We start from the raw sequence: 19,837 nt of genomic DNA on the forward strand, positions 1-19,837 counted from the left end.
CCGGAGGCACCATGGGCCGCTACCGACCGCCACGTCCACGCTCGTCACCCTACATCACGCCCGAGGGCTGGGACCGCCTCAACGCCGAGCTCGACTGGCTCTGGCGCGAACGCCGCCCCGAGGTTACCCAGGCGGTATCGGAGGCCGCCGCGATGGGCGACCGCTCCGAGAACGCGGAGTACATCTACGGCAAGAAACAGCTCCGCGAGATCGACCGCCGGATCCGCTATCTCAGCAAGCGGCTCGACGCGCTGACCGTCGTGCGTGAGCGCCCGGCGGACCGGGACCGCGTGTTCTTCGGCGTCTGGCTGGAGGTGGAGGACGAGGCCGGCGACCCCGCCTGCTTCCGCATCGTCGGCGCCGACGAGATCGACCCCGCCCACGGCTGGATCAGCGTGGACTCGCCATTCGCCCGCGCGGCCCTGGGCAAGGCCGTGGACGAGGAGTTCGTCGTGCCCACGCCCCACGGCGAGACGGTCTACATCGTCACCGCCGTGCACCACGAACCACCGGCCTGAGACCCCCGCACGCCCCCCGGTCCCTGCACGGAAGCAGCCTCCGGCGGCCCGGCCGGGAGTGCCGCGTGAGGGCGGGAACCGCCTCCCGGAAGCAACGACAGGCCCGGGCCGTGACAGGGTCACCGCGCCCGCGGGACGGCACTTCACCGGCCACTGAGGGCCGGCCGCCGCCACCCCGAACTAACAAACAGTCTTGACTGTTTTTATCTTTCTCCTACGCTCAATTTTGGGGTTTGCGTAACCGCAACTGGCTCCAAGAACAACGCCACCACGCTGGAGGAAGACCATGAGAGCACCCCTTATCGCCCTGTCACTGGGGCTTGCGACCGCCCTGACCGCCACCGCCGCGGTCGGACAGACCGAGTTCACGGCCAATTCCTTCTATTCCGCCGGCAGCCCGCTGTCGAAGTACGGCTTCATCGAATGGTCCAAGCTGGTCAAGGAGATGTCGGGGGGCGACCTCCAGCCCGACCCGATGATCGGCACCGCACTCCTCGAGCCCCGGGCATCACTCGAGGGCGTCCAGAAGAACATCGCCCAGGTGGCGACCATGCCTGCGATGTACACGCCCTCGGAAATGCCGGTCGCGAACTCCGTACAGCAGCTCGGCTTCACCTACTCCGATCCGCTCGCCACGATCTTCGCGGTGACCGACTTCTCCGTGCACAACCAGACGCAGCTCCAGGAGTGGAAGGACCTCGGCATCGTCTATCTCGGCGGCTACGCCACGCCGCCCTACATCCTCATGTGCCGCATGCCGGTGCACACCCTCGACCAGATCAAGGGCAAACGGATCCGCACCGCCGGCTCCGCGGTCTCGCAGTGGGTCGAATCGGTGGGCGGCATCCCGGTGAATGTCCCCTCCAGCGAGATGTACACCGGGCTCGATCGCGGCACGCTCGATTGCGCGAGCAACGCCGGCAACGATCTGGTGGACCGTTCGCTGTGGGAGGTCGCCAAGCACGTCACCCCGCTGTCGACCGGCCTCTACTACGCCGGGCCTCACTGGGGCTATAACGCGGACTTCTGGGCCAGCCTCACGCCCGAGCAGCGCCACACCCTGATGAAGGCGACGGCCTACAACATGGCGGACATGACCATCCACTACATGGCCAACGTCGACAGTGCCGAGAAAACGGCCAGGGAGAAGGGCGTCGAGTTCCACGAGGCGTCCGAGGGACTCCAGGGCTCTGCCGACGAGTTCAGCAAGAAGGTGGTCGAAATGGCCTACGACCAGGCCGAAACGACCTTCAAGCTGAGCAACCCGAAGGAAGTCATCGACGATTTCCGGGCCACCCACGAGAAGTGGAAGAAGCTGCTCAAGGACGTCGACCGGGACGATCCGGAGGCGCTGGCGAAGCTGGCCATGAAAGAGATCTACGGCGATCTTGATCCCGAGGCCTACGGCGTCTATTAGTCCGCGCCGATCGTAGACCGCCGGTCCCGGTGCCGCAGGCCCGGGGCCGGCGCAGCCACATGGAAGGCAGGCAGGTCATGAACGAAACCACCAGCACCAAGCCGCGCCGCCGGACCCAGGCCGAACGCTCGGCCGCCACGCGCACGCGCATTCTCGATGTCACGCTCGACTGCCTCATGGACATAGGTCTGCGGGACACCTCAACGGTCGAGATCGCACGCCGCGCCGGTGTTTCCCGGGGGGCGCTGCTGCACCACTACCCGTCCAAGGTGCTGCTGCTCCAGGAGGCGTTCAGGCATCTTCTGGACCGGGAGATTGCCGAGATCCAGCTGATGGCCTCCGATCTGGCCGAGGCCGAGATCACGCTGGAGGATTTCCTCGATACGCTCTGGGGCCATTTCTCCGGGCGGCTGTTCATGATCACCATCGAGTACCTCGCCGCGGCGCGGACCGACGAGGCCATACGTGAAACCATGACCGCCGTCGCGCTGGAGTTTAACGACTCCCTCGACGTCATCTGGGACAGCCTCCCGCTCAAGCAGGGGGTCTCGCTCGAGGAGCGCCGCCTGGCGCTCAATGCCACGCTTTGTTTCCTGAGGGGGATGGGCACGCAGACCGTATGGCGTGACGACCCTGCATTGCACCGGCAGATGCTCGAGTTCTGGAAACGCACGCTCGCAGCGATCGACATCATGAACGACTCGACGAGTGCCGGCGATCCCGCTCCTCCTCACCAGGAAAAGGACCCACGCGGATGATTGAAACACTCGACAGGATCACCGCCCGGATAGATCGCGTTCTTCTCGTTATCGGCTGTCTATTCCTCGCGGTGATGATGATCCAGATCACCGTGGATGTGCTGCTACGGGCGATTTTCAACGCCTCCGTCCCGGTCACGCTCGAGACGGTTTCCTACTACTACATGATCTTCGCGGTATTCCTGCCGCTGTCCTACGTCGAGCGGCGGAACGCCCATATCAAGGTGGACCTGTTCACCCAGCTCATGCCCGAACGGGTGCAGTTCGCGCTCCACGTCCTCGCCTGCCTGATCGGGGTGGGATTCTTCGGCGCACTCGCCTATCAGAGCTTCCTCGACGCGGTGGACGCAACGATAAAACAGCAGACGGTTATGTCCAATTTCATCTTCTATATCTGGCCGAGCCGGTGGGCGCTGCCGATCGGGTTCGCGGCGACGTGTCTCGCGATCATCAACAACATGGCTGCGGCCGTGATTCAGCGCCGGGCGCTCTGAGCTAGGGGGACATCGATGAGCCATCTTGCAATCGGCCTTATCGGGGTAGCCGTAGCGCTATCGATGATCGCGCTGCGGGTCCCCATCGCGGTAGCGCTCGGCTCGGTCTCGATCGTCGGCGTGGGCATGATGACGAACGCCCAGGTCGCCTGGGGACTGATCTCCGTCACACCGTTCGATTTCGTCGGCCAGTGGGCACTCACCGCGGCACCCATGTTCCTGCTCATGGGCTACATATGCACCACGACCGACCTGACGAGCGGGCTTTTCGACGCCATGCGGGTCTTCCTGTCCCGGGTGCCGGGCGGCCTGGCCCTCGCCAGTGTCGCGGGCTGTGCGCTTTTCGCTGCGGCGTCGGGTTCCAGCACGGCCACCGCTGCGGCGATGTCCCGCATCTCGGTGCCGGAGATGCTCAAGCACAACTACGACAAGGGGCTCGCCGCCGGCACGATCGCCGCCTCCGGCACACTCGGGTCGCTAATCCCGCCGTCCGTGCTGCTGATCCTCTATGGCGTATTCGCGCAGGTCTCGGTCGGCCAGCTCTTCATGGCGGGTTTCATTCCCGGCGTGCTCTCCGCGCTGCTGTACATGGCCATGATCAGCGGGCGGGTGATCGCCAGGCCCCAGCTCGCCGGCGCCGTCAATGAACGCCCGGACGCAAGCGAATGGAAGGCCGCGATAAGGCACATATGGCCCCTGCCGGTGCTCATCATCGCGATCCTCGGGGGCATCTTCTTCGGCATCTTCTCCCCCACCGAGGCCGGGGCGATAGGGGCCGCCGTGTCACTGCTGCTCGCAGCGGTACGCGGGACGCTGACCTGGCCGGCGGTGAAGGACGCCTTCGTGAGTACCGCCGTCAGTACGATCAGCATCTTCATCATCCTGATAGGCTCGGCCTTCTTCACCCGCTTTCTCGCACTGAGCGGTGTCCCGGACGCGTTCGCCAACACCATCCTCGACGTCAGCACGAACCCGCTGTGGATCATCTTCTCCGTCGCTGTGCTCTACCTGGTGCTCGGCATGCTGCTCGACCCGATCGGGCTGTTGCTGCTCACGCTGCCGCTGGTGCTGCCCCTGGTCGACGGCGCCGGTCTCAACCTCATCTGGTTCGGCATCCTGGTGGTCAAGCTGCTCGAGATCGGCCTGGTGACCCCACCGGTCGGCTTGAACGTCTACATGGTCAAGGGCTCGCTGGGCGACATCGTCACGCTCCCGCAGGTCTTCAAGGGCATCACCTGGTTCATCGTCATGGACATCGTCACGATCGTGCTGCTGGTGGCCTTTCCCATGCTCGCGCTGTTCCTGCCGCAACTCATGATTCGCTAGAAGCCACATCAACAGGAGAACGGATCTTGGCTACGATACGGCTTACCGACGCAAACGTCCTCGACACCGAGGCCGGGCGACTGCTGCCCGACCACAACCTGCTGATCGAGGACGGCCTCATCTCGCAGGTCTCCTCCGAGCCCATTGAAGGCAAGGCGGATCAGACGATCTCGCTCGGCGGTCGCGTGGTGATGCCGGGGCTGTGCGACGCGCACGTCCACGTCACTGCACTGACCCCGGATTTCGCACTGCTTAAACGCCTGTCGCCGTTCTACGTAGGCGCTCACAGCGCGGAGATCATGCACGGCATGCTGATGCGCGGCTTCACCACCGTGCGCGACGCCGGCGGCGCGGATCACGGGCTCGCGCGTGCGGTGGACGAGGACCGGGTGATCGGGCCGCGGCTGCTGTTCTGCGGCCACGCCCTCTCGCAGACCGGTGGACACGGCGACATGCGCTCCCCCGGCGAGAACGACGTCGATCAATGCTTCTGCTGCGCCGGCCTCGGCGTGGTCTGCGATGGGGTACCGGAGGCCCGGCGCGCCGCCCGCGATGAGATCCGCAAGGGCGCCACGCATATCAAGATCATGGCCTCCGGCGGCGTGGCCTCGCCGACCGACCGCATCGACAGCACGCAGTTCTCGCTATCCGAGATCGACGCGATCCTCGAAGAGGCGGAGGCGGCCAACCTGCACGTCATGGCCCACGCCTATACGGCGCGAGCGATCAACCGGCTCATCGCCCGGGGCGTACGCACCATCGAGCACGGCAACCTCATCGATGAGGAGAGCTGCCGGCTGTTCCGCGAGCACGGCGCGTTCCTCACGCCGACGCTGGTCACCTACGACGCACTGGCGCGCGAGGGCGTGGAGGCCGGCCTGCCGACGGACCTTCAGCGCAAGGTGTTCAATGTGCTCGAGGCGGGGTCACAGGCACTGGAGCTTGCCCATCGCGAGGGCGTGCGCATGATCTTCGGCACGGATCTGCTCGGGAGCATGCAAAAGCATCAGCTCAACGAGTTTCACATCAGGAAATCGGTCGTGCCCACCGACGAGCTCATCCGGGCGGCGACGTGCACACCGGCCGAGGCGTTCCAGCGCAAGGGCGAGTTCGGCGTGGTTGCGCCCGGCGCGCGCGCGGACCTGCTCGTCCTCGACGAGAATCCCCTTGAAGACATCAACGTGCTGACGCAACCGGAACGCCACCTGAAGGCGATCATGAAGGGCGGCAAATTCTACAAGAACGAGCTCACCTGAGCACGGCCATTACACCTGCTGTTGTGACACAGACGAGGAGGAGCCAGACATGGGCGATCAGCGCGACTATACCGAACGCAGTTACGGCGAGATCGACGTCGGCCTCGGGCAGCGCCCCGGGATCGTCGTCATCGACTTCCAGAAAGGGTTCACGGAGGAGCAGTATCCGCTAGGCGGCGCACCACTGATCATGCGGAGTCTCGAGAACACCGCGCGCCTGCTCGATACCGCCCGTGCGTGCGGGATCCCGGTGGCGAACTGCTACACCGCCTACCAGGGCGGGCTGGACATGCCCTACTGGAAGATTACCGCCGTGCGCGAGCAGTTCCGCCTCGGGGATCCGTCGATCGAGCTCGATCCGCGCATTCACGAGCCGGGCTACGACGTCGTGGTCTGCAAGAAAGGGCCCTCGATCTTCTTCCAGACCGGCGTCGTACCGTACTTCATCAAGGAGCAGGTCGACACGGTAATCATCACCGGCTGCACCACCAGCGGCTGCGTCCGCGCCTCCTCGATCGACAGCTTCCAGTGGGGCTTCCGGACCATCGTCCCGGAGGACTGCGTGGGCGATCACGAGGAACAGCCCCACCGCGACAACCTGCGGGACATCTCGCGGCGCTACGTCGACCTCAGCAGCGCCGATGACCTCATCCCCTATCTCGAGAAAATCAGCGCCAACAGGCGCGCCGCGGTGTAGCGGCACGCGCATGACCTTCACGGTGGACCACCGCGGTTCACCGTGGAGGCGGCGTCGGCGGCTATTCCCGGTGGCATGCCACCGGAACGCCCTGCCGGGGGGGGACGACCGGTGCACGCGTCGTGGACACAAAAAACCCGGCGCGACGGCCGGGTCTCTCGTAAGTGCTTGTCTGGGTGGTGGCCAGGGAGAGAATCGAACTCCCGACACGGGGATTTTCAATCCCCTCAAGACCACTTTCAAAAGCTCCCGCCACAAGCGGCGTTTCCTCGAATAAACCCATAAACTCAGTAACTTATAATATGCCATTTGCCGCCATTGACCGTCAAGACATTCCGGTTATGCTGTGACACAACTGTGACCGTCACACCGGATTTCCGATGCCGAACCTCACGGACGCCCGCATCCGCAAGATGGAACCGCCCGCGCGCGGCCGACGGCTGGTGTTCGACGAACACCGCGACGCGCCGAAAGGCTTCGGCCTGCGCATTACCGCTGCGGGCAAACGCGCATTCGTTCTCCGCTATCTCACGCACGATGGAAAAGACCGGCTCCTTACAATCGGCGAGCATCCGACCTGGAGCCTCGCGGCCGCGCGCAAGCGCGCGGCCGAGCTGCGCCGCGAGATCGACAGCGGCGCCGATGTGCTCGCGCAGCGGCGCGAGAAGCGTGCGGAGCCGACCGTCTCGGGGGTGGTGCAACGCTACTGCGCGGCTCACGTCGATCACCTGGCCAGCGCGACGAGCGTTCGCGGCACGCTTGAGCGGCACTTACTCCCGGCGCTCGGTGACAGGAAACTCCGCGACGTGCGGCGGCGTGACGTGATCGCGCTGCTGGAGCCGCTGGCCGCTGCCAAGCCACGTCAGGCCGGCAAGCTGCTCGGCTACCTCAAGCAAGTATTCGCCTACGCCGAGGACCGGGAGATCATCGAGGCGTCGCCGATCGCGACGCTCAAGTCCAGCAAGATTGGCCCCGGGCTCACGGCCCGCCGGCGCGCGCGGGTGCTCACCGACGACGAGCTACGCGCCTTCTGGCGGTGCGTCGAAACCTGCGGGATGCACCGCCTCACGGCCCTGGCGCTCAAGCTGGTGCTAATTACGGGCCAGCGCCCGGGCGAGGTGGCCGGGATGCGCCACGACGAGGTAGACGGCGACCTGTGGACCATCCCGGCGGAGCGGCGCGGCAAGACCGACACCGCCCACGTCGTGCCGCTCACGGATACCGCCCTGGCGCTGCTGGAGGCCGCAAAGGCCGAGGTAAAACGGCTAAGCCGGCGCCACCCGCGAACCGGGGATTACGTCTTCGAGACCCGCCCCGGTAGTCCCCTCACCTCCTTAGCGGCCGCCCGCGCCGCCAACCGCTACGCCGCCGCCCTGGGTAACGAAGACGCCAAGACCTGGGGGCACTGGACACCGCATGACCTGCGCCGCACCTGCCGTACCGGGCTCGCCGCCCTCGGCATCGGCGAGGTAGTGGCGGAAATGACTATCGGGCACGTCCGCAAGGGCATCGCCGCGGTCTATGACATGCACAGATACGACCGCGAAAAGCGTACCGCGCTAGAGGCGTGGGAGCGGCGGTTGCTCGAGCTCACCGCCTAGACCTACCGTTCATCGGGAAAAAACTACCGCTCGTCACGGCTCGGACCGCGACATCCCGCCCTATGCCCCGCACCGCACGCCATCGCATGGGTAAAAATGCGTGCAAAATCAGTCGGTGCAAATTCGATAATACTTTATTTGACACAAGCCACTGATTTTGCGCGGTTTTCCGGTGGCGTGGTACTCATGTGGTCATCGTGAGCCACACGGAGTCCTCCCGAGCTATCGCCCGACATAGATACGCCCCGCCGGCGGCCACCGGCAGGGCGTAGGGGCACTCCCCATTTATCCCGTATCCACGCCAGCCCCGCAGGGCTGGCCTTGCAACCAAAGGAGTACCCGATGCCACAGTATGACAGCCGCATCGGCACGTCCACCTCGCGCACCGTGCTGACGCAGGCCGAAGCCGCAGACTACCTGCGCGTGACTCGACGCACGCTGTACCGCTGGCGGCATGAGCGCCGCGGTCCGCGATGGACGTATGCCGGTCGTCAGATCCGCTACCGGCGCACCGATCTCGACTCGTACCTCGACGCCCGCACTGCCGAGCCGGTCGCCGATGGCGACCAGGAGGCGCGGTGATGCCGACGACCGATGCACCGATCGACCGCCTGCTCGCGCAGCTCGATGCCGTCCGCGGGCGCGGCGAGGGGCGCTGGATCGCCCGCTGCCCGGCGCACGATGACCGTACCCCCTCCCTCGCGGTCGCCGAGGCCGAAGACGGCGTGATCCTGGTCCGCTGCCATGCCGGCTGCGGGGCGGCGGACGTGGTGGCCGCAGCGGGTATGACCCTCGCGGACCTGTTTCCGCGCCGCGTCCGGCGCGGCGGCCGCGGGCCGCGGCGGGCGGATGCGCGCCGGCTCCCGCGGCCGTCTGCGGCCGAGATGCTGGCCGCGGTCGGCGGCGAGGCCGCGGTCGTCGCGCTCGCGGCCTCCGACCTCGCCGCCGGGCGGGCGCTCGGCGGCGATGACTACGCCCGCGTGATGCGCGCGGCGGCGACGCTCCGGCGGGCGGCGGATGCCGCCGGGAGGCGTCAGGCATGACGGCGTGGATCGACATGAGCGACGACCTCTCGCGCGAGGCGCCGCCGATCGACTGGATCGTCGAGGGGCTGCTGCCGGCCGGCGCGGTCGGCGACATCTACGGCGCGCCGGGCGGCGGCAAGTCGACGCTCGCGCTGCACCTCGCGGCCCACGTCGCGGCGGGGCGGCGGACCTGGTTCCGCCGCCGGCTCGCTGGCGGCCCCGTGCTCCTCGTCGGCGGCGAGCGCAGCGGCAGTGCGGTGTGGGCGCGCGATATGCACCGTACTGCCGGCATGGCCGGCATCACGCCCGACGAGCTCCGCGGGCGGGCGCTGCGCGCGCCCGCAGACCTCGGCCCGCTATGGGCCTGGGATCGCCGCGAGGGCACGTGGCTCGGCGGCGAGGCACTAGCCGCGGTCCACGAGCAGGCCGCGGCGGTGCGGCCGGCGCTGATCATCATGGATACCATCGGCCGCGTCGCTCGCGGCCAGGACCCGCTCGATATCGCGCAGCAGCAGCAGCTCGCCGAGCGTATCGAGGCGCTCGGAGCGGCGACCGGGGCGGCGGTGCTATCAGTTTCGCACACGTCCCAGGCGGCGCGGCTCGAGCGCCTCGATCGACGGCTCCGCTACGAGGCCCGCAGCGGCAGCAGCGGGCTGCCTGGGCACCTCCGCTGGCTCCTCGGCGTCACCCGTATCCCGCCAGATGAGGCGGAGCAGATCGGGCTCGACCCGCGCGGCGGGCGACTGATCGCGGGCGGCGTCGGCAAGGGGTCGGAGATGCCGCCGGCGGCGTGGACGCCGGACGCGCCGGCGATCCTGCGGATCGGCCGCGACGGCGCCGTCGAGCTGGTCCGCGACGGCGAGGAGGTGAGCGCGGACGGCGGGATCGCGGCCATGCTCCGGGGCGACAGCAGCGCCAGGCAGCGGCGCGGGACACGTCGATATGCAGCGGCGAGCCAGCCGGCGTCGGTGGGCCGCGCCGGCCGGGACTACGACACGCCGGCGGACGCGATGGCGGCGATCCGCGCCGGACTGCCGGGGGCGCGATGAGCAGGCGCGACCGCGACGTGACTACCGCGTATCAGTCCCGCATCCCCATCTTCGCCGCCACCCGCCGCCCGCGGCGGGTGGCGGCGGAAGAAGTAGAGACCCCATGGGGACGAGCGACGATCACCGGCCGGCTCGGCCAGGGCCACCGCGACCTGCTCGAGGCCGCGATGTACATCGCGGCGGGCGCCGGAGTCGATGCCGAGGGCCGAGCACGGATCACGATCGACCCCTATCGCCTGCGCCGGACGATGGGCGCCGGGACGCGAGACGTGAGCTACCGGCACATACTCGGACTCGCGCGTGACCTGCGCGCGGCCGAGGTCGATCTGCACATCCCCGCGCGCGATATCCATGTCTACGGCGGGGTCATCGACGAGCTAGTGACCGCCGGCGATCCCATTGCGCGCCGCGCTGGCACCCGTGGCGGCGACGGCATGACCTGGCGCATCACCTTCTCGCGCGCCTGGTCGATGCTGCTAGCCGCGGACATCCCCATCGCCTATCCATCGCTCCGCGCCGTGCTCCGCCTGCGCCGCGGCGCGACCCAGGCGGTCGCCCGGTGGGCGCTGACCCACCGGTGCGTCCGCGGCGAGGCCATCGCGGACGTCCTCCGGCGCCTCACGCCGAGCAGCAGCCCGGCGCGTCGCCGGCAGCAGGTCGCCGAGGTGCTCGCCGACGCGGACGCGCTCGCGGATGCCGGGGTGACCATCGATGCGGGCGGGCGGGTGTGGGTGTGACACATATACCCGGTGGGCGAACACATATACCCGGTGGCGTGCTCCATATACCCGGTGCTGTGACGCATATACCCGGTGGCGTCAGGCCTGTCAGGCCGATCAGGCCTATCAGGCGGGGCGCGCCCAGCGCCCCCGCCTGATGGCGGGGCGCTGGGCGCTATGTTACCTCGGCGGCGCGACGCCGCGCCGCCGGGATCGCCCCGGGGGAGAGTGGCCGGGCGAGATGGACGTGAGGGCGGTGCGCCACCCTATCTCCCATCTCCTATCCCCACCGCCTCACGTCGTCGGCGGCGGCGCGCTCGCCCCGGCGCTAGGCCGCCCGCGCGGCGTCGCGCGGGCGCGGCACTGCCTTCCCTTCTGTCCTTTTCACCCGCCTTTTGTCAAATTCGTTGACCTTATTTTTGTCGCTAAAACAGTGACTTGCGACTCGTATCCGCATCGTGTACCTTTACCTCCATGGGTTTTCACACCCGACGCACCTATGGTGGCTATAGATCGGTTTTTTGGGCGTTTTCCGGTGAAAAAATCGGTTCGAGTATCTGAGAAAAATGGTTTATAAACAGTAATATATGTGACCATGATGGCGATGCGAACCGCTTCCGGTTCTACGTTTCACAAACCCGCCGTTTTTCATGGCCTATACGACCCGGGAGGGCCTATGCGAGATGACCAGTATGAGGAGCACACGAGCGTGCAGGTGCACGTCGATGCCGGTATCCGCACGTCGCCGGCAGGCAACGGCATGCGGCCGATCGAGCTCCCCTGCCGGATACGGCGATGGCGCGATACGGGACGCGTCGCGATGGAGTATCTGGACACCGATGGCGGCACCGTGCCCTGCGGTGCCGCTACACGCGCGGGTGTCCACGGCCGTGGCGTGAAACACACGCTGATCAATTCCCGCGCAATCGGCCGATCGCGGACGGTCGATGACGTAGTGGCGGCTGTGGCCAATCAGGCTGGCACCGTCGTCCCCTGTACGCTCGCCGGGGACGGCCCATCAGACCGCAGTTGCCGGGTGCGCATCCGCGCACGCACGGGCGATGGGAAGACCGTGCACCACACCTACACCGTGCCCGCCTCCCAGCTGAGACAAGCCGATGACGGCAGCTGGTGGTTGGCGAGCTGGGTCGCTCGCGAGCGCCTGGACACGTATACGGACCGCGCCGAGGAGCCCATTGATGAGCGTCCGTGGCTCGGGACCGAGGCCCTCCGGCGCCAGCTCCATGCGCAGGTCGAGGCCATCCGGCACGAGGAAGCCGAGGCTGCAGAGGCGGAGCGACAGCGCCGCGAGAAGGCTGAGGCCAAGGCCAAGGCCAAGCGCGAAGAAGCCAGACGTCAGCGCGAGCGGGACCGCGAGGCGGCGCCCGAGCCGAAGCCGGATCCGGAAACCGAGCGGGAGAAGGAGAACGAGAAGTGGCGTAAAATACTGATTAGATTGGAAAAAAGAGAGAATGTGGCGGTACGGATCTACGGCTGGCGGCCCAGCGGTAGTGGCTACTACACGCGCACCCAGGAGGATGTCCCCGCTTGTGATCTCTATTACACCGCCTCCGGTAAAAGCGTCTACATCGTGGAGGACGACGATTACGTTGGATGCCGGCGTAAAGCGCTGACCAACGTGGAGATCCTGGGGGCGGCAGAGGGGGCCGAACAGTGAGAGCCATCACCATCCGTCTGCCGGACGCCAGCCACGCCACCCTCTCCCGCGCCGCCCGGCGCGGGGGGATCTCGCTCGGTGCCGCCGCCCGGGAGGTCATCGCCAGCGGCCTGGCCGTCGATGATATCGGCGATCGGATCGCGCAGCTCGACCACCGCCTGGCGCGCATCGAGCAGCGGTTCGATCAGCTATTCGCGACCGTAGAGGTAGAGATCGTCAGCGAGGACGACCAAGGAGGGACCGGCGATGGCCGCACCCCCTGATTCCCGGGACTGGGCGCGCACCCTCGCCGCTGGGGGCATCCTCGGCGTCATCGGGGGCGGGGTCCTGGCCCTCGCCGCGGTGGTCGCCATCGGGACGATATGGAGCGGCACGCCGGCCGATGACCTGATCCGCGCCACCCTGTCGGCGGCGATACCCCCCATCCTCGCCGACGCCCTGCGTCTGCCTCTCTCACCGATCGCCGCCGACTGGCTCTCCCGCGCGGCCCCAGGCTGGCAGGGGGTCGCCGTTGCCGGCGCCGCACTCGGCGTGGCCGCCGGTGCCACCCTCGGGGGCGTGGCCGGCGCACCGCGCCCACCCGTCACGGAGCGGGGGCGTATCGTCACCCGTGGTGCCCGTGCCGCGGCCGCGGAGAGCCGGCGGGAGTCCCGGCATGCCGGCGGTCCGGGGGTACACATCCATCCCGAGGTGCGCATCAGTCGGGATCGCGAGACCCGCGGCATCATGCTCTCGGGCTCGGTAGGCGCCGGAAAAACCGTGATACTGCAGCATCTTATCGGCGATATCCTGGCGAACCCATCCGCGCGACTTCTCATCCACGATATTAAGGGCGATTTCACGGCCACGGTCCCCGGGCTGATGCGCGAGGCCGGTGGCGGCCTCGGCCTGATCGCGCCCTGGGACGCGCGCTCGATGCGCTGGTCGGTAGCCGCCGATATCCGCTCCTCGGCCGACGCGCGCGAACTCGCTTCCCGCCTCATCCCCTCCGGTGAGGCCGACGGTACGGATAGCCACTGGACGCAAGGGGCGGCGATGATCCTCGGCGGCCTCATCGTCTCGCTCGCCCGCCGCACCCGCGGGCAATGGGGCTGGCGCGAGCTCGTGGCCGAGATCGGCCAGTCCTATCCGCAGCTGCGCGAAGCGGCCATCGCCGGCGCTCCGGCAACCGAGGCCCTGCTCACCCACCGGGAGCCGAGTCCCACCACCGCGAGCTACCTCTCGCTGCTGACATCCTCCGCCGGTGGATTGATCTCGGATCTGGCGGCCGCGGACGCCGAGCATGCGCGGCATCGACCCTTCTCCGCCCGGCAGTGGCTACGAGGCCATGGACCCCGCGTGGTGATCCTCGGCGGGTCCACCCGGTACGCCACCCTCGCCACGGCGCTGCACAGCTCCATCGTGCGTGCCATTGCCGGGGGGCTGGATGCCCTCGAGGACGACCCCGAGCGACGGATTTGGCTCGTCCTGGATGAGGCGGCGCAGCTGGGCCGAGTGGACCTGCAGCCGATCGTCGAGACGGGTCGGTCGAAGGGCGTCTGCGTGGTCACGGGCTGGCAGGACGTCGCCCAGCGCCGCAAGATATACGGCGCCGACGCGGCAGCGGCAATGGACGGGATGACCGGTACCCACATTATCGGCCGGCTGCTCGGGGCCGACTCGCAGCAGTGGGCCGCGCAAATGGTGGGGCAGCGCCGGGTACGGCGCTACACCACCTCCTATGGTGCCGATGGGCGCTCGGTGAGCGAGCAGGTTGGCGATGAGGCGGTCATCCCACCGGACGAGTGGGGTGGACTCGGCCGGGTGCGCGACGGTATCGAGGCCGTGCTGATCCGCGGCGGTCGCACCGTGCACCGCGTGGTCTGGCCGTTTCCCGACCGCCGCCAATGGCGCAAGGTGACACCGCCCCATCGCCCGGCGGCCTGGACCGATACCCTCCAGACTGCACCGACGCCCTCGGGCGGTGACAGCGACCCGGATCCCACGGCGTCACCGCGCCCGGCAGCGGAATCGGCCCCTTCCCACCGCCCGGCCCCGGAGGGTGGGGATCACGGCTCCCCGCCGGCGGCCGAGGCCCGCGCGGCTCAGGAGGATCGCACCGGTGGCGGTTCGCGCAGCGGCGAAGCCGGAAAGCCGTCCGGCAGAGCGGGGCCCGCAGCACCGCACGACGGGAATGCCGCCTCCGGGAGCGGAGCGATTAAGGTTCCGGAGGAGCCGGCGATGGCCCCGGAGATCCCGGCGCATACCCAGGGGCCCGACACCGGTGACACCACGCCCCGGCCGCGCCGACGGCTGGTCATCCGCCGTCCGCGCGGGGACGGCGCCGGCCCCGAGCGGGACGATCGCTGATGCTCTCGATCTCCGCGCGCGGATCCGCCACCGAGGCCATGGGCTACTACGTCCATCTCGCCGCCGGCGACGGCCCGGAGGACTACTACGCCGCCGAGGCCGCGGGGGTCTGGCAGGGCGCCGGGGCCGCCGCCCTGGGCCTCGCCGGTCCGGTCACCGGCGAGGCCTTCCGGAGCGCGGCGGAGGGGTGCGCGCCGGACGGAGCGGCCCTGGTGCAGGGCACCGGTGAGGCGCACCGCGCCGGCTGGGACCTCACCTTCTCGGCGCCGAAGTCGGTATCCGCGATCTGGGCCGTCGCCGATCCCACCGAGCGCACCGCCATCGCCGACGCTCACGACCAGGCGGTGCAGCAGGCCCTCGCCTACATCGAGTCCGGCTTCCCCCTGGCCCGCCGGGGCCGCGGCGGCCTCGAGCGGGAGCGGGCAGGGCTGGTGATCGCCACCTATCAGCACGGCACCTCCCGGGCCCTGGACCCGCAGCTGCACACGCATGCGTTTCTCCACAATCTCGCGCAGCGCGCCGATGGCACCTGGGGCGGCCTGGAAGTGCGTGATCTCTATCGGTGGAAACACGCGCTGGGGGCGATCTACCGGGCGGCGCTCGCCGCGGAGCTCGCCGCACAGGGCTACGCCATTGCCGCCGATGGCCCCTCCTTCGCCATCGCCGGCGTACCGGAGGCGGTGACCGACCGGTTCTCGACGAGACGCCAGCAGATCGAGGCCGCCCTTGCCGAGCGCGGTATCTCCGGGGCGAAGGCCAGCGAGGTCGCCGCGCTGGACACGCGGGCCGCGAAGACCGAGATCCCGGACCACGACACCCTGCACGCCCGCTGGACGACGGAGGCCCAGGCCGCCGGTTTCACCCCCGCGGACGCCCATGGCGCCGCCGCCGCGGCCCCGTCACCGGAGCCCATGCCGACGCCAGAGACGTTGCTCCGGCAGGCCACCGAGCACGAGGCGGTCATCGAGACACGCCATATCTGGCAGGCCGTGGCCGTCGCCGCCCAGCACCGCGGCCTCGGCCTCGACACCATCCGCGAGCAGGTCGGCGTGGTACTCAGCGATCCGGAGTGCCTGCGCCTGGTCGGTGCCGACGGGACCGTCCGCTACACCACCCGCGAGCTCTACCGGATGGAGCGTGCGGTGATGGCCTCGGCGCGGGCGCGGGCCGCCGAGACCCACCACGCCGTCGACGCCGCGACGGTGACCATCGCGCTCGCCCGCCACGCCAGAGAGGAGGGATTTCCGCTCAGTGACGAGCAGGCCGCGGCGGTGCGCCATGTAACCGCCGCCCCCGGCGCGGTGCAGGTCGTCATCGGCGACGCCGGCACCGGCAAGTCGGCGGCCCTCAGCGCCGCCCGCCGGGCCTGGACGGCCGCCGGCCAGCGGGTCATCGGATGTGCACCGTCGGGCAAGGCGGCCGCCGGGCTCGAGGCCGGTAGCGGCATCGAAAGCCGCACCCTGGCATCGCTACTCCTGGCGCTGGAGGGCTACACGGACGAGGAAGGCATCGGTCACCCGCCCCGGGAGCAACTCACCGCCCGCGATGTCGTGGTGGTCGACGAGGCCGGCATGGTCGACTCGCGCACTCTGGCCCGGCTGATGCGCCACGCCGACGACGCGGGCGCGCGGGTGGTCCTGGTCGGCGATCACAAGCAGCTCCAGGCCGTGGGCGCCGGGGGCGTCTTCCGCCACCTCGCCGGCGAGGATGCGGCGGAGATCACGGCGATCCGCCGCCAGCGCGATCCCTGGGCGCGCGCGGCCACCCGGGCCTTCGCCGCCGGCGAGGCCGCGGAGGCCCTGTCCCACTATCTGGAGCGCGGCCGGGTCCATCTCACCGATGGCCAGCCCCAGGCCGTGGCCTGTGCGGTGGCGCGTTGGGCCGAGCACGTCCGCGATGCGGGGGCCGCCGAGACGCTGCTCATGGCCGGAACCAACGCGGAGGTGGCGGCCCTCAACGCCGCCACCCGGGCGCGGATGGAGGCCGACGGCCGACTCATCGGCCATGAGACCGAGATTCAAACCCGCGAGCGCTCCGGGCGCGCCGCGGGCCGGATCGCCGTCGCCGCGGGGGAGCGATTGCTCGCGAAGCGGAACGATCGGGAGACGGGGCTGCGCAATGGCGATCTGCTCACCGTCGAACGCCTCCGCTACACCGGGACAGGCGTGCAACTCGTCGTGCGCGTTGACCGCACCGGCGAGGCGGTGACCATCGACCCGCGGCGCTATGCCCAGCTTCGCTACGGCTACGCGGTGACCACCCACGCCGCCCAGGGCGCGACAGTGGAACGCGCGGTGGTGCTTGCCGGCGGCTCGATGACCTCGCGGGAGAGCACCTACGTACAGATGAGCAGGCACCGCGATTCCGCCGAGATCATCGCGACACGCCAGCAGCTCCGGGCGGCCGCGGAACAGCTTGCGCCGAGCGAGCCGCTGCTCGGGCGGGTGCGCGCACTCGCCGAGGCCCGGGGCCTGGAGCGGCCCAGGGAGATCACCGAGAGCCTGGCCGCCGCACAGGCCTGGCTCGCCGCCCAGGGCGAGCCAACCACCGACCTTCGCGAGCTTTGTGATCTGGTCGAGGCGATGGGCGAGAGCCGGCCCGCGGTGACCACACTCGACTATGTCGCGTCTGAGCAGGCACGGCACGACGCGGATGTGACGGCGGACACTGCCGCGATAAACCGCGACACTACTCATGCGGCGGGGCAGTAAGGCAACCACGACGGAGGAAACGACAATGCTCAGGCGATGCAATATTCCACATAGCGGCCAACCACTGCTGCCACTTGCCAACGGAAAAACGGTCTCCCTTGTCGCCGCGCTCGACTGGCGTGGGCGCCGCATCGACCATTACGAGGCCATCTGGGATGAAACGGCGATCTCGCCGCTCGCCGACGATGAAGACTTCGATCCCAACGATATTGAGCAATTGGAGCGCCTCCCCGGGCGGAAGCTGCGCGACGGCGTGGGCTGGCTCGAATCCGGCCACATTGAACCGCCGCTAATACCGGAGGACCTCGTGCTGATCGCCGGGACCGATGTGCTTGCCGGGGCTGATAGCACCACCGCGACCGGCGTCTACGTCTCGCCGTGGCTTGAAGACGTGTGGGCGGCAATCACCGCCGACGATGGGTATTGCTACGCCCGTCGCCTGCCGACCTGGCCGAACCGGCGTAGCGCACGACGGGCCGCCCGCGCAGCCGGCGCCGGCGAGGTGATGCTTCTACGCCTCGGTGAGGGCGTATGGATTTGGATGTGACGAGGCTTCGCCATGATCCACTGCCCGTTAGCCCTCAAACCGACAATCGTCTAAAGTGGCAAAGACTCCGACAGAATCGTCTATATCGGCACTCACAGCGGTGGTAGCAATTGATGGATGGCCGTTGGCTCTCCGTAGATGAGATCAGTGTGTACCTAGGCGTTAAGCGCGACACAGTCTATCGGTGGATTGCCCAGCGCAGTATGCCCGCGCACCGAGTCGGACGGCTCTGGAAATTTAAGAGTGACGAGGTAGATGCGTGGGTCCGCAGCGGGGGGACGCGTGCGAGTGGCAAGCCCGATGCGTGATGAAACCACTCTGCAACGCCTCGGCTTCATGACTCATACCGGCGGTGTACACGCCTCTCGCACCATCATGCTCACCGAGCTATCCACGCTCTTCGACTGCGTTGGCGCGGACGCGCCACCATCCGCGTATCGTGATGCGATTTGCCAGCAGAACTGTCTCGCCAAGCGTTCCGGGCGGAGCCGACTTCTTACGGCGCGACACCTTGCTGAAGCGTACGCGTTGGATCCCGCCAATCCGGTTTATGCAGGGCTGCGTTACTTCTGGGCTCGTGATGTATCCGCCCGCCCTCAACTAGCCTTGCTCGCAGCCGCCGCCCGGGACAGCCTGCTGCGCGACACCGCTCCCGCGATACTCGCTAGGCCACCGGGCACGCGTATCGAACGGGAGTGGGTGGAGGAACGAATCGAGTCACGCTGGCCCGAGCGCTTTAGCTCGGCGACCCGTAGGTCGGTCGCACAGAACCTCAACAGCAGCCTAACGAAGGCGGGCCTCCTTGGCGGCCGGCGAACCAAGATCCGCCGGCAGTTGAATCCCGCGATAGGCGCTGTTGCCTTCGCCTTCTACCTTGCATGGTTGCAGGGAGATAGAGGTGAGATCCTGCTACAGAATGTCTACTGCAAGCTGTTGAACGTTACCAGTGAGCGCCTGCTGGAACTCGCAGGTCAGGCGTCGGCCAAGGGGTGGATGGTCATGCGCCGCGTGGATAACGTGGTAGATGTCGATTTTCCCGCTCTAACGGATGTGGTTACTCAGGCCATGCAAACCTCCGACAAGGGAACCGCACAGAGAATCAATCCATGAGCAAGGTTAAGCGACTGATCGAGTCGTATGCCCAGTTTATCCAGCTGCCTTGGCGGGACGACGCTGCTGCTGCGCAGCGGGTAGCGTTCTGCGTCTACCCGGAGACCGAGGAACTCCGCATCCGGGCCAACCTCGGGGAGTTCGAGCTGACGACCCGACAAAGCGGGCATGACTGGATCGCTTTTGACCTGAGTGACACCTTTGCGCGGTGGATGGCCGAACAGAAGTACGCGGAGGGATACTTCCGCTCTCCGTCAAAATTGCCCACGGTACTGCACCGCTACCTCGAGTGGCTGGTTGACGGCTTCGTCGCAAACCTCGACGCCAATGAAGTTGATGACAACCATGTGGTCATGATCTACGGCGTTGGCAGTCTGTTCGGGCTGCTCAAGGTAAAGGAGGTTGTCGACCGCCTCGCACCCCATGTGCCTGGCAGACTGGTCGTGCTGTTTCCGGGCAGCTTCGAGCAAAACAACTACCGACTCCTGGATGGCTACGACGGCTGGAACTATCTCGCCACGCCGATCCTTCCCGATGGCGCAAGGTGAGCTTGCAACCGAGACCGACTGCCTCCTGTACCGC

Annotated in this window: 20 protein-coding genes and 1 tRNA gene; 20 read left to right on the plus strand and 1 reads right to left on the minus strand. The window is 68.0% G+C overall.

The genetic code is table 11. The annotated features are described in order from the left end of the window. Positions 1-11 precede the first annotated feature (11 nt). From greB to C516_RS0101760, 7 genes are all read left to right on the plus strand, one after another. A complete protein-coding gene (gene greB, locus C516_RS0101730; RefSeq protein WP_018716630.1) occupies positions 12-518 on the plus strand; it encodes a transcription elongation factor GreB in 507 nt (168 codons plus the stop codon). Positions 519-804: 286 nt separating this feature from the next. Next, on the plus strand, positions 805-1,935 hold the full coding sequence (locus C516_RS0101735; protein WP_018716631.1) for a C4-dicarboxylate TRAP transporter substrate-binding protein: 1,131 nt from the start codon (positions 805-807) through the stop codon (positions 1,933-1,935). Between the two features lie 77 nt (positions 1,936-2,012). After that, positions 2,013-2,693, plus strand: a complete 681-nt coding sequence (locus C516_RS18210) for a TetR/AcrR family transcriptional regulator (protein WP_018716632.1) — start codon at positions 2,013-2,015, stop codon at positions 2,691-2,693. Then, on the plus strand, positions 2,690-3,187 hold the full coding sequence (locus tag C516_RS0101745) for a TRAP transporter small permease (protein ID WP_018716633.1): 498 nt from the start codon (positions 2,690-2,692) through the stop codon (positions 3,185-3,187). Before C516_RS18210 ends, C516_RS0101745 begins: the two co-directional genes overlap by 4 nt. A gap of 15 nt (positions 3,188-3,202) precedes the next feature. Then, the gene (locus C516_RS0101750; RefSeq protein WP_026320866.1) at positions 3,203-4,513 is read left to right on the plus strand and encodes a TRAP transporter large permease; all 1,311 of its coding nucleotides are present in this window, start codon (positions 3,203-3,205) and stop codon (positions 4,511-4,513) included. Positions 4,514-4,539: 26 nt separating this feature from the next. Continuing rightward, positions 4,540-5,769, plus strand: a complete 1,230-nt coding sequence (locus tag C516_RS0101755) for a metal-dependent hydrolase family protein (RefSeq protein WP_018716635.1) — start codon at positions 4,540-4,542, stop codon at positions 5,767-5,769. 49 nt (positions 5,770-5,818) lie between these two features. Then, a complete protein-coding gene (locus C516_RS0101760; RefSeq protein WP_018716636.1) occupies positions 5,819-6,466 on the plus strand; it encodes an isochorismatase family protein in 648 nt (215 codons plus the stop codon). Positions 6,467-6,643: 177 nt separating this feature from the next. On the opposite strand, the gene C516_RS20965 is transcribed toward C516_RS0101760, so the two are convergent. Then, a tRNA-Ser gene (locus C516_RS20965) sits at positions 6,644-6,720 on the minus strand. Between the two features lie 126 nt (positions 6,721-6,846). Between C516_RS20965 and C516_RS18215 the strand changes: the two genes are divergently transcribed. The 13 genes from C516_RS18215 (at position 6,847) to C516_RS0101820 (ending at position 19,803) form a co-directional block, all read left to right on the plus strand. Then, positions 6,847-8,067 (plus strand): tyrosine-type recombinase/integrase, encoded by a 1,221-nt coding sequence (locus C516_RS18215; protein ID WP_018716637.1) that lies wholly within the window; start codon positions 6,847-6,849, stop codon positions 8,065-8,067. Positions 8,068-8,409: 342 nt separating this feature from the next. Next, a complete protein-coding gene (locus C516_RS0101770; RefSeq protein WP_018716638.1) occupies positions 8,410-8,649 on the plus strand; it encodes a helix-turn-helix domain-containing protein in 240 nt (79 codons plus the stop codon). Next, the gene (locus C516_RS18220; protein WP_018716639.1) at positions 8,649-9,110 is read left to right on the plus strand and encodes a hypothetical protein; all 462 of its coding nucleotides are present in this window, start codon (positions 8,649-8,651) and stop codon (positions 9,108-9,110) included. The genes C516_RS0101770 and C516_RS18220 overlap by 1 nt, the downstream gene beginning before the upstream one ends. After that, positions 9,107-10,141: an AAA family ATPase gene (locus tag C516_RS0101780; protein WP_018716640.1), complete on the plus strand. Its 1,035-nt coding sequence runs from the start codon at positions 9,107-9,109 to the stop codon at positions 10,139-10,141. Before C516_RS18220 ends, C516_RS0101780 begins: the two co-directional genes overlap by 4 nt. Next, on the plus strand, positions 10,138-10,878 hold the full coding sequence (locus C516_RS0101785) for a hypothetical protein (RefSeq protein WP_018716641.1): 741 nt from the start codon (positions 10,138-10,140) through the stop codon (positions 10,876-10,878). Before C516_RS0101780 ends, C516_RS0101785 begins: the two co-directional genes overlap by 4 nt. A 658-nt stretch (positions 10,879-11,536) precedes the next feature. Beyond that, a complete protein-coding gene (locus C516_RS0101790) occupies positions 11,537-12,538 on the plus strand; it encodes a hypothetical protein (protein WP_018716642.1) in 1,002 nt (333 codons plus the stop codon). Next, positions 12,535-12,801, plus strand: coding sequence for a ribbon-helix-helix protein, CopG family (locus C516_RS0101795; protein ID WP_018716643.1), 267 nt, complete (start codon positions 12,535-12,537; stop codon positions 12,799-12,801). The genes C516_RS0101790 and C516_RS0101795 overlap by 4 nt, the downstream gene beginning before the upstream one ends. Beyond that, positions 12,785-14,887 (plus strand): type IV secretion system DNA-binding domain-containing protein, encoded by a 2,103-nt coding sequence (locus C516_RS0101800; protein ID WP_018716644.1) that lies wholly within the window; start codon positions 12,785-12,787, stop codon positions 14,885-14,887. The genes C516_RS0101795 and C516_RS0101800 overlap by 17 nt, the downstream gene beginning before the upstream one ends. After that, complete coding sequence (mobF, locus tag C516_RS0101805) at positions 14,887-17,598, plus strand: MobF family relaxase (RefSeq protein ID WP_018716645.1); 2,712 nt, start codon at positions 14,887-14,889, stop codon at positions 17,596-17,598. Before C516_RS0101800 ends, mobF begins: the two co-directional genes overlap by 1 nt. 25 nt (positions 17,599-17,623) lie before the next feature. Further along, positions 17,624-18,145 (plus strand): hypothetical protein, encoded by a 522-nt coding sequence (locus tag C516_RS0101810; protein WP_018716646.1) that lies wholly within the window; start codon positions 17,624-17,626, stop codon positions 18,143-18,145. A gap of 113 nt (positions 18,146-18,258) precedes the next feature. Then, positions 18,259-18,453 (plus strand): helix-turn-helix domain-containing protein, encoded by a 195-nt coding sequence (locus C516_RS20735; protein WP_084594027.1) that lies wholly within the window; start codon positions 18,259-18,261, stop codon positions 18,451-18,453. Next, the gene (locus C516_RS20970; RefSeq protein ID WP_169509118.1) at positions 18,434-19,255 is read left to right on the plus strand and encodes a hypothetical protein; all 822 of its coding nucleotides are present in this window, start codon (positions 18,434-18,436) and stop codon (positions 19,253-19,255) included. Before C516_RS20735 ends, C516_RS20970 begins: the two co-directional genes overlap by 20 nt. Then, positions 19,252-19,803, plus strand: coding sequence for a BREX protein BrxB domain-containing protein (locus tag C516_RS0101820; RefSeq protein WP_018716648.1), 552 nt, complete (start codon positions 19,252-19,254; stop codon positions 19,801-19,803). Before C516_RS20970 ends, C516_RS0101820 begins: the two co-directional genes overlap by 4 nt. Positions 19,804-19,837 lie beyond the last annotated feature (34 nt).

This window comes from Arhodomonas aquaeolei DSM 8974, assembly GCF_000374645.1.
Classification (GTDB): Bacteria; Pseudomonadota; Gammaproteobacteria; order Nitrococcales; family Nitrococcaceae; genus Arhodomonas; species Arhodomonas aquaeolei.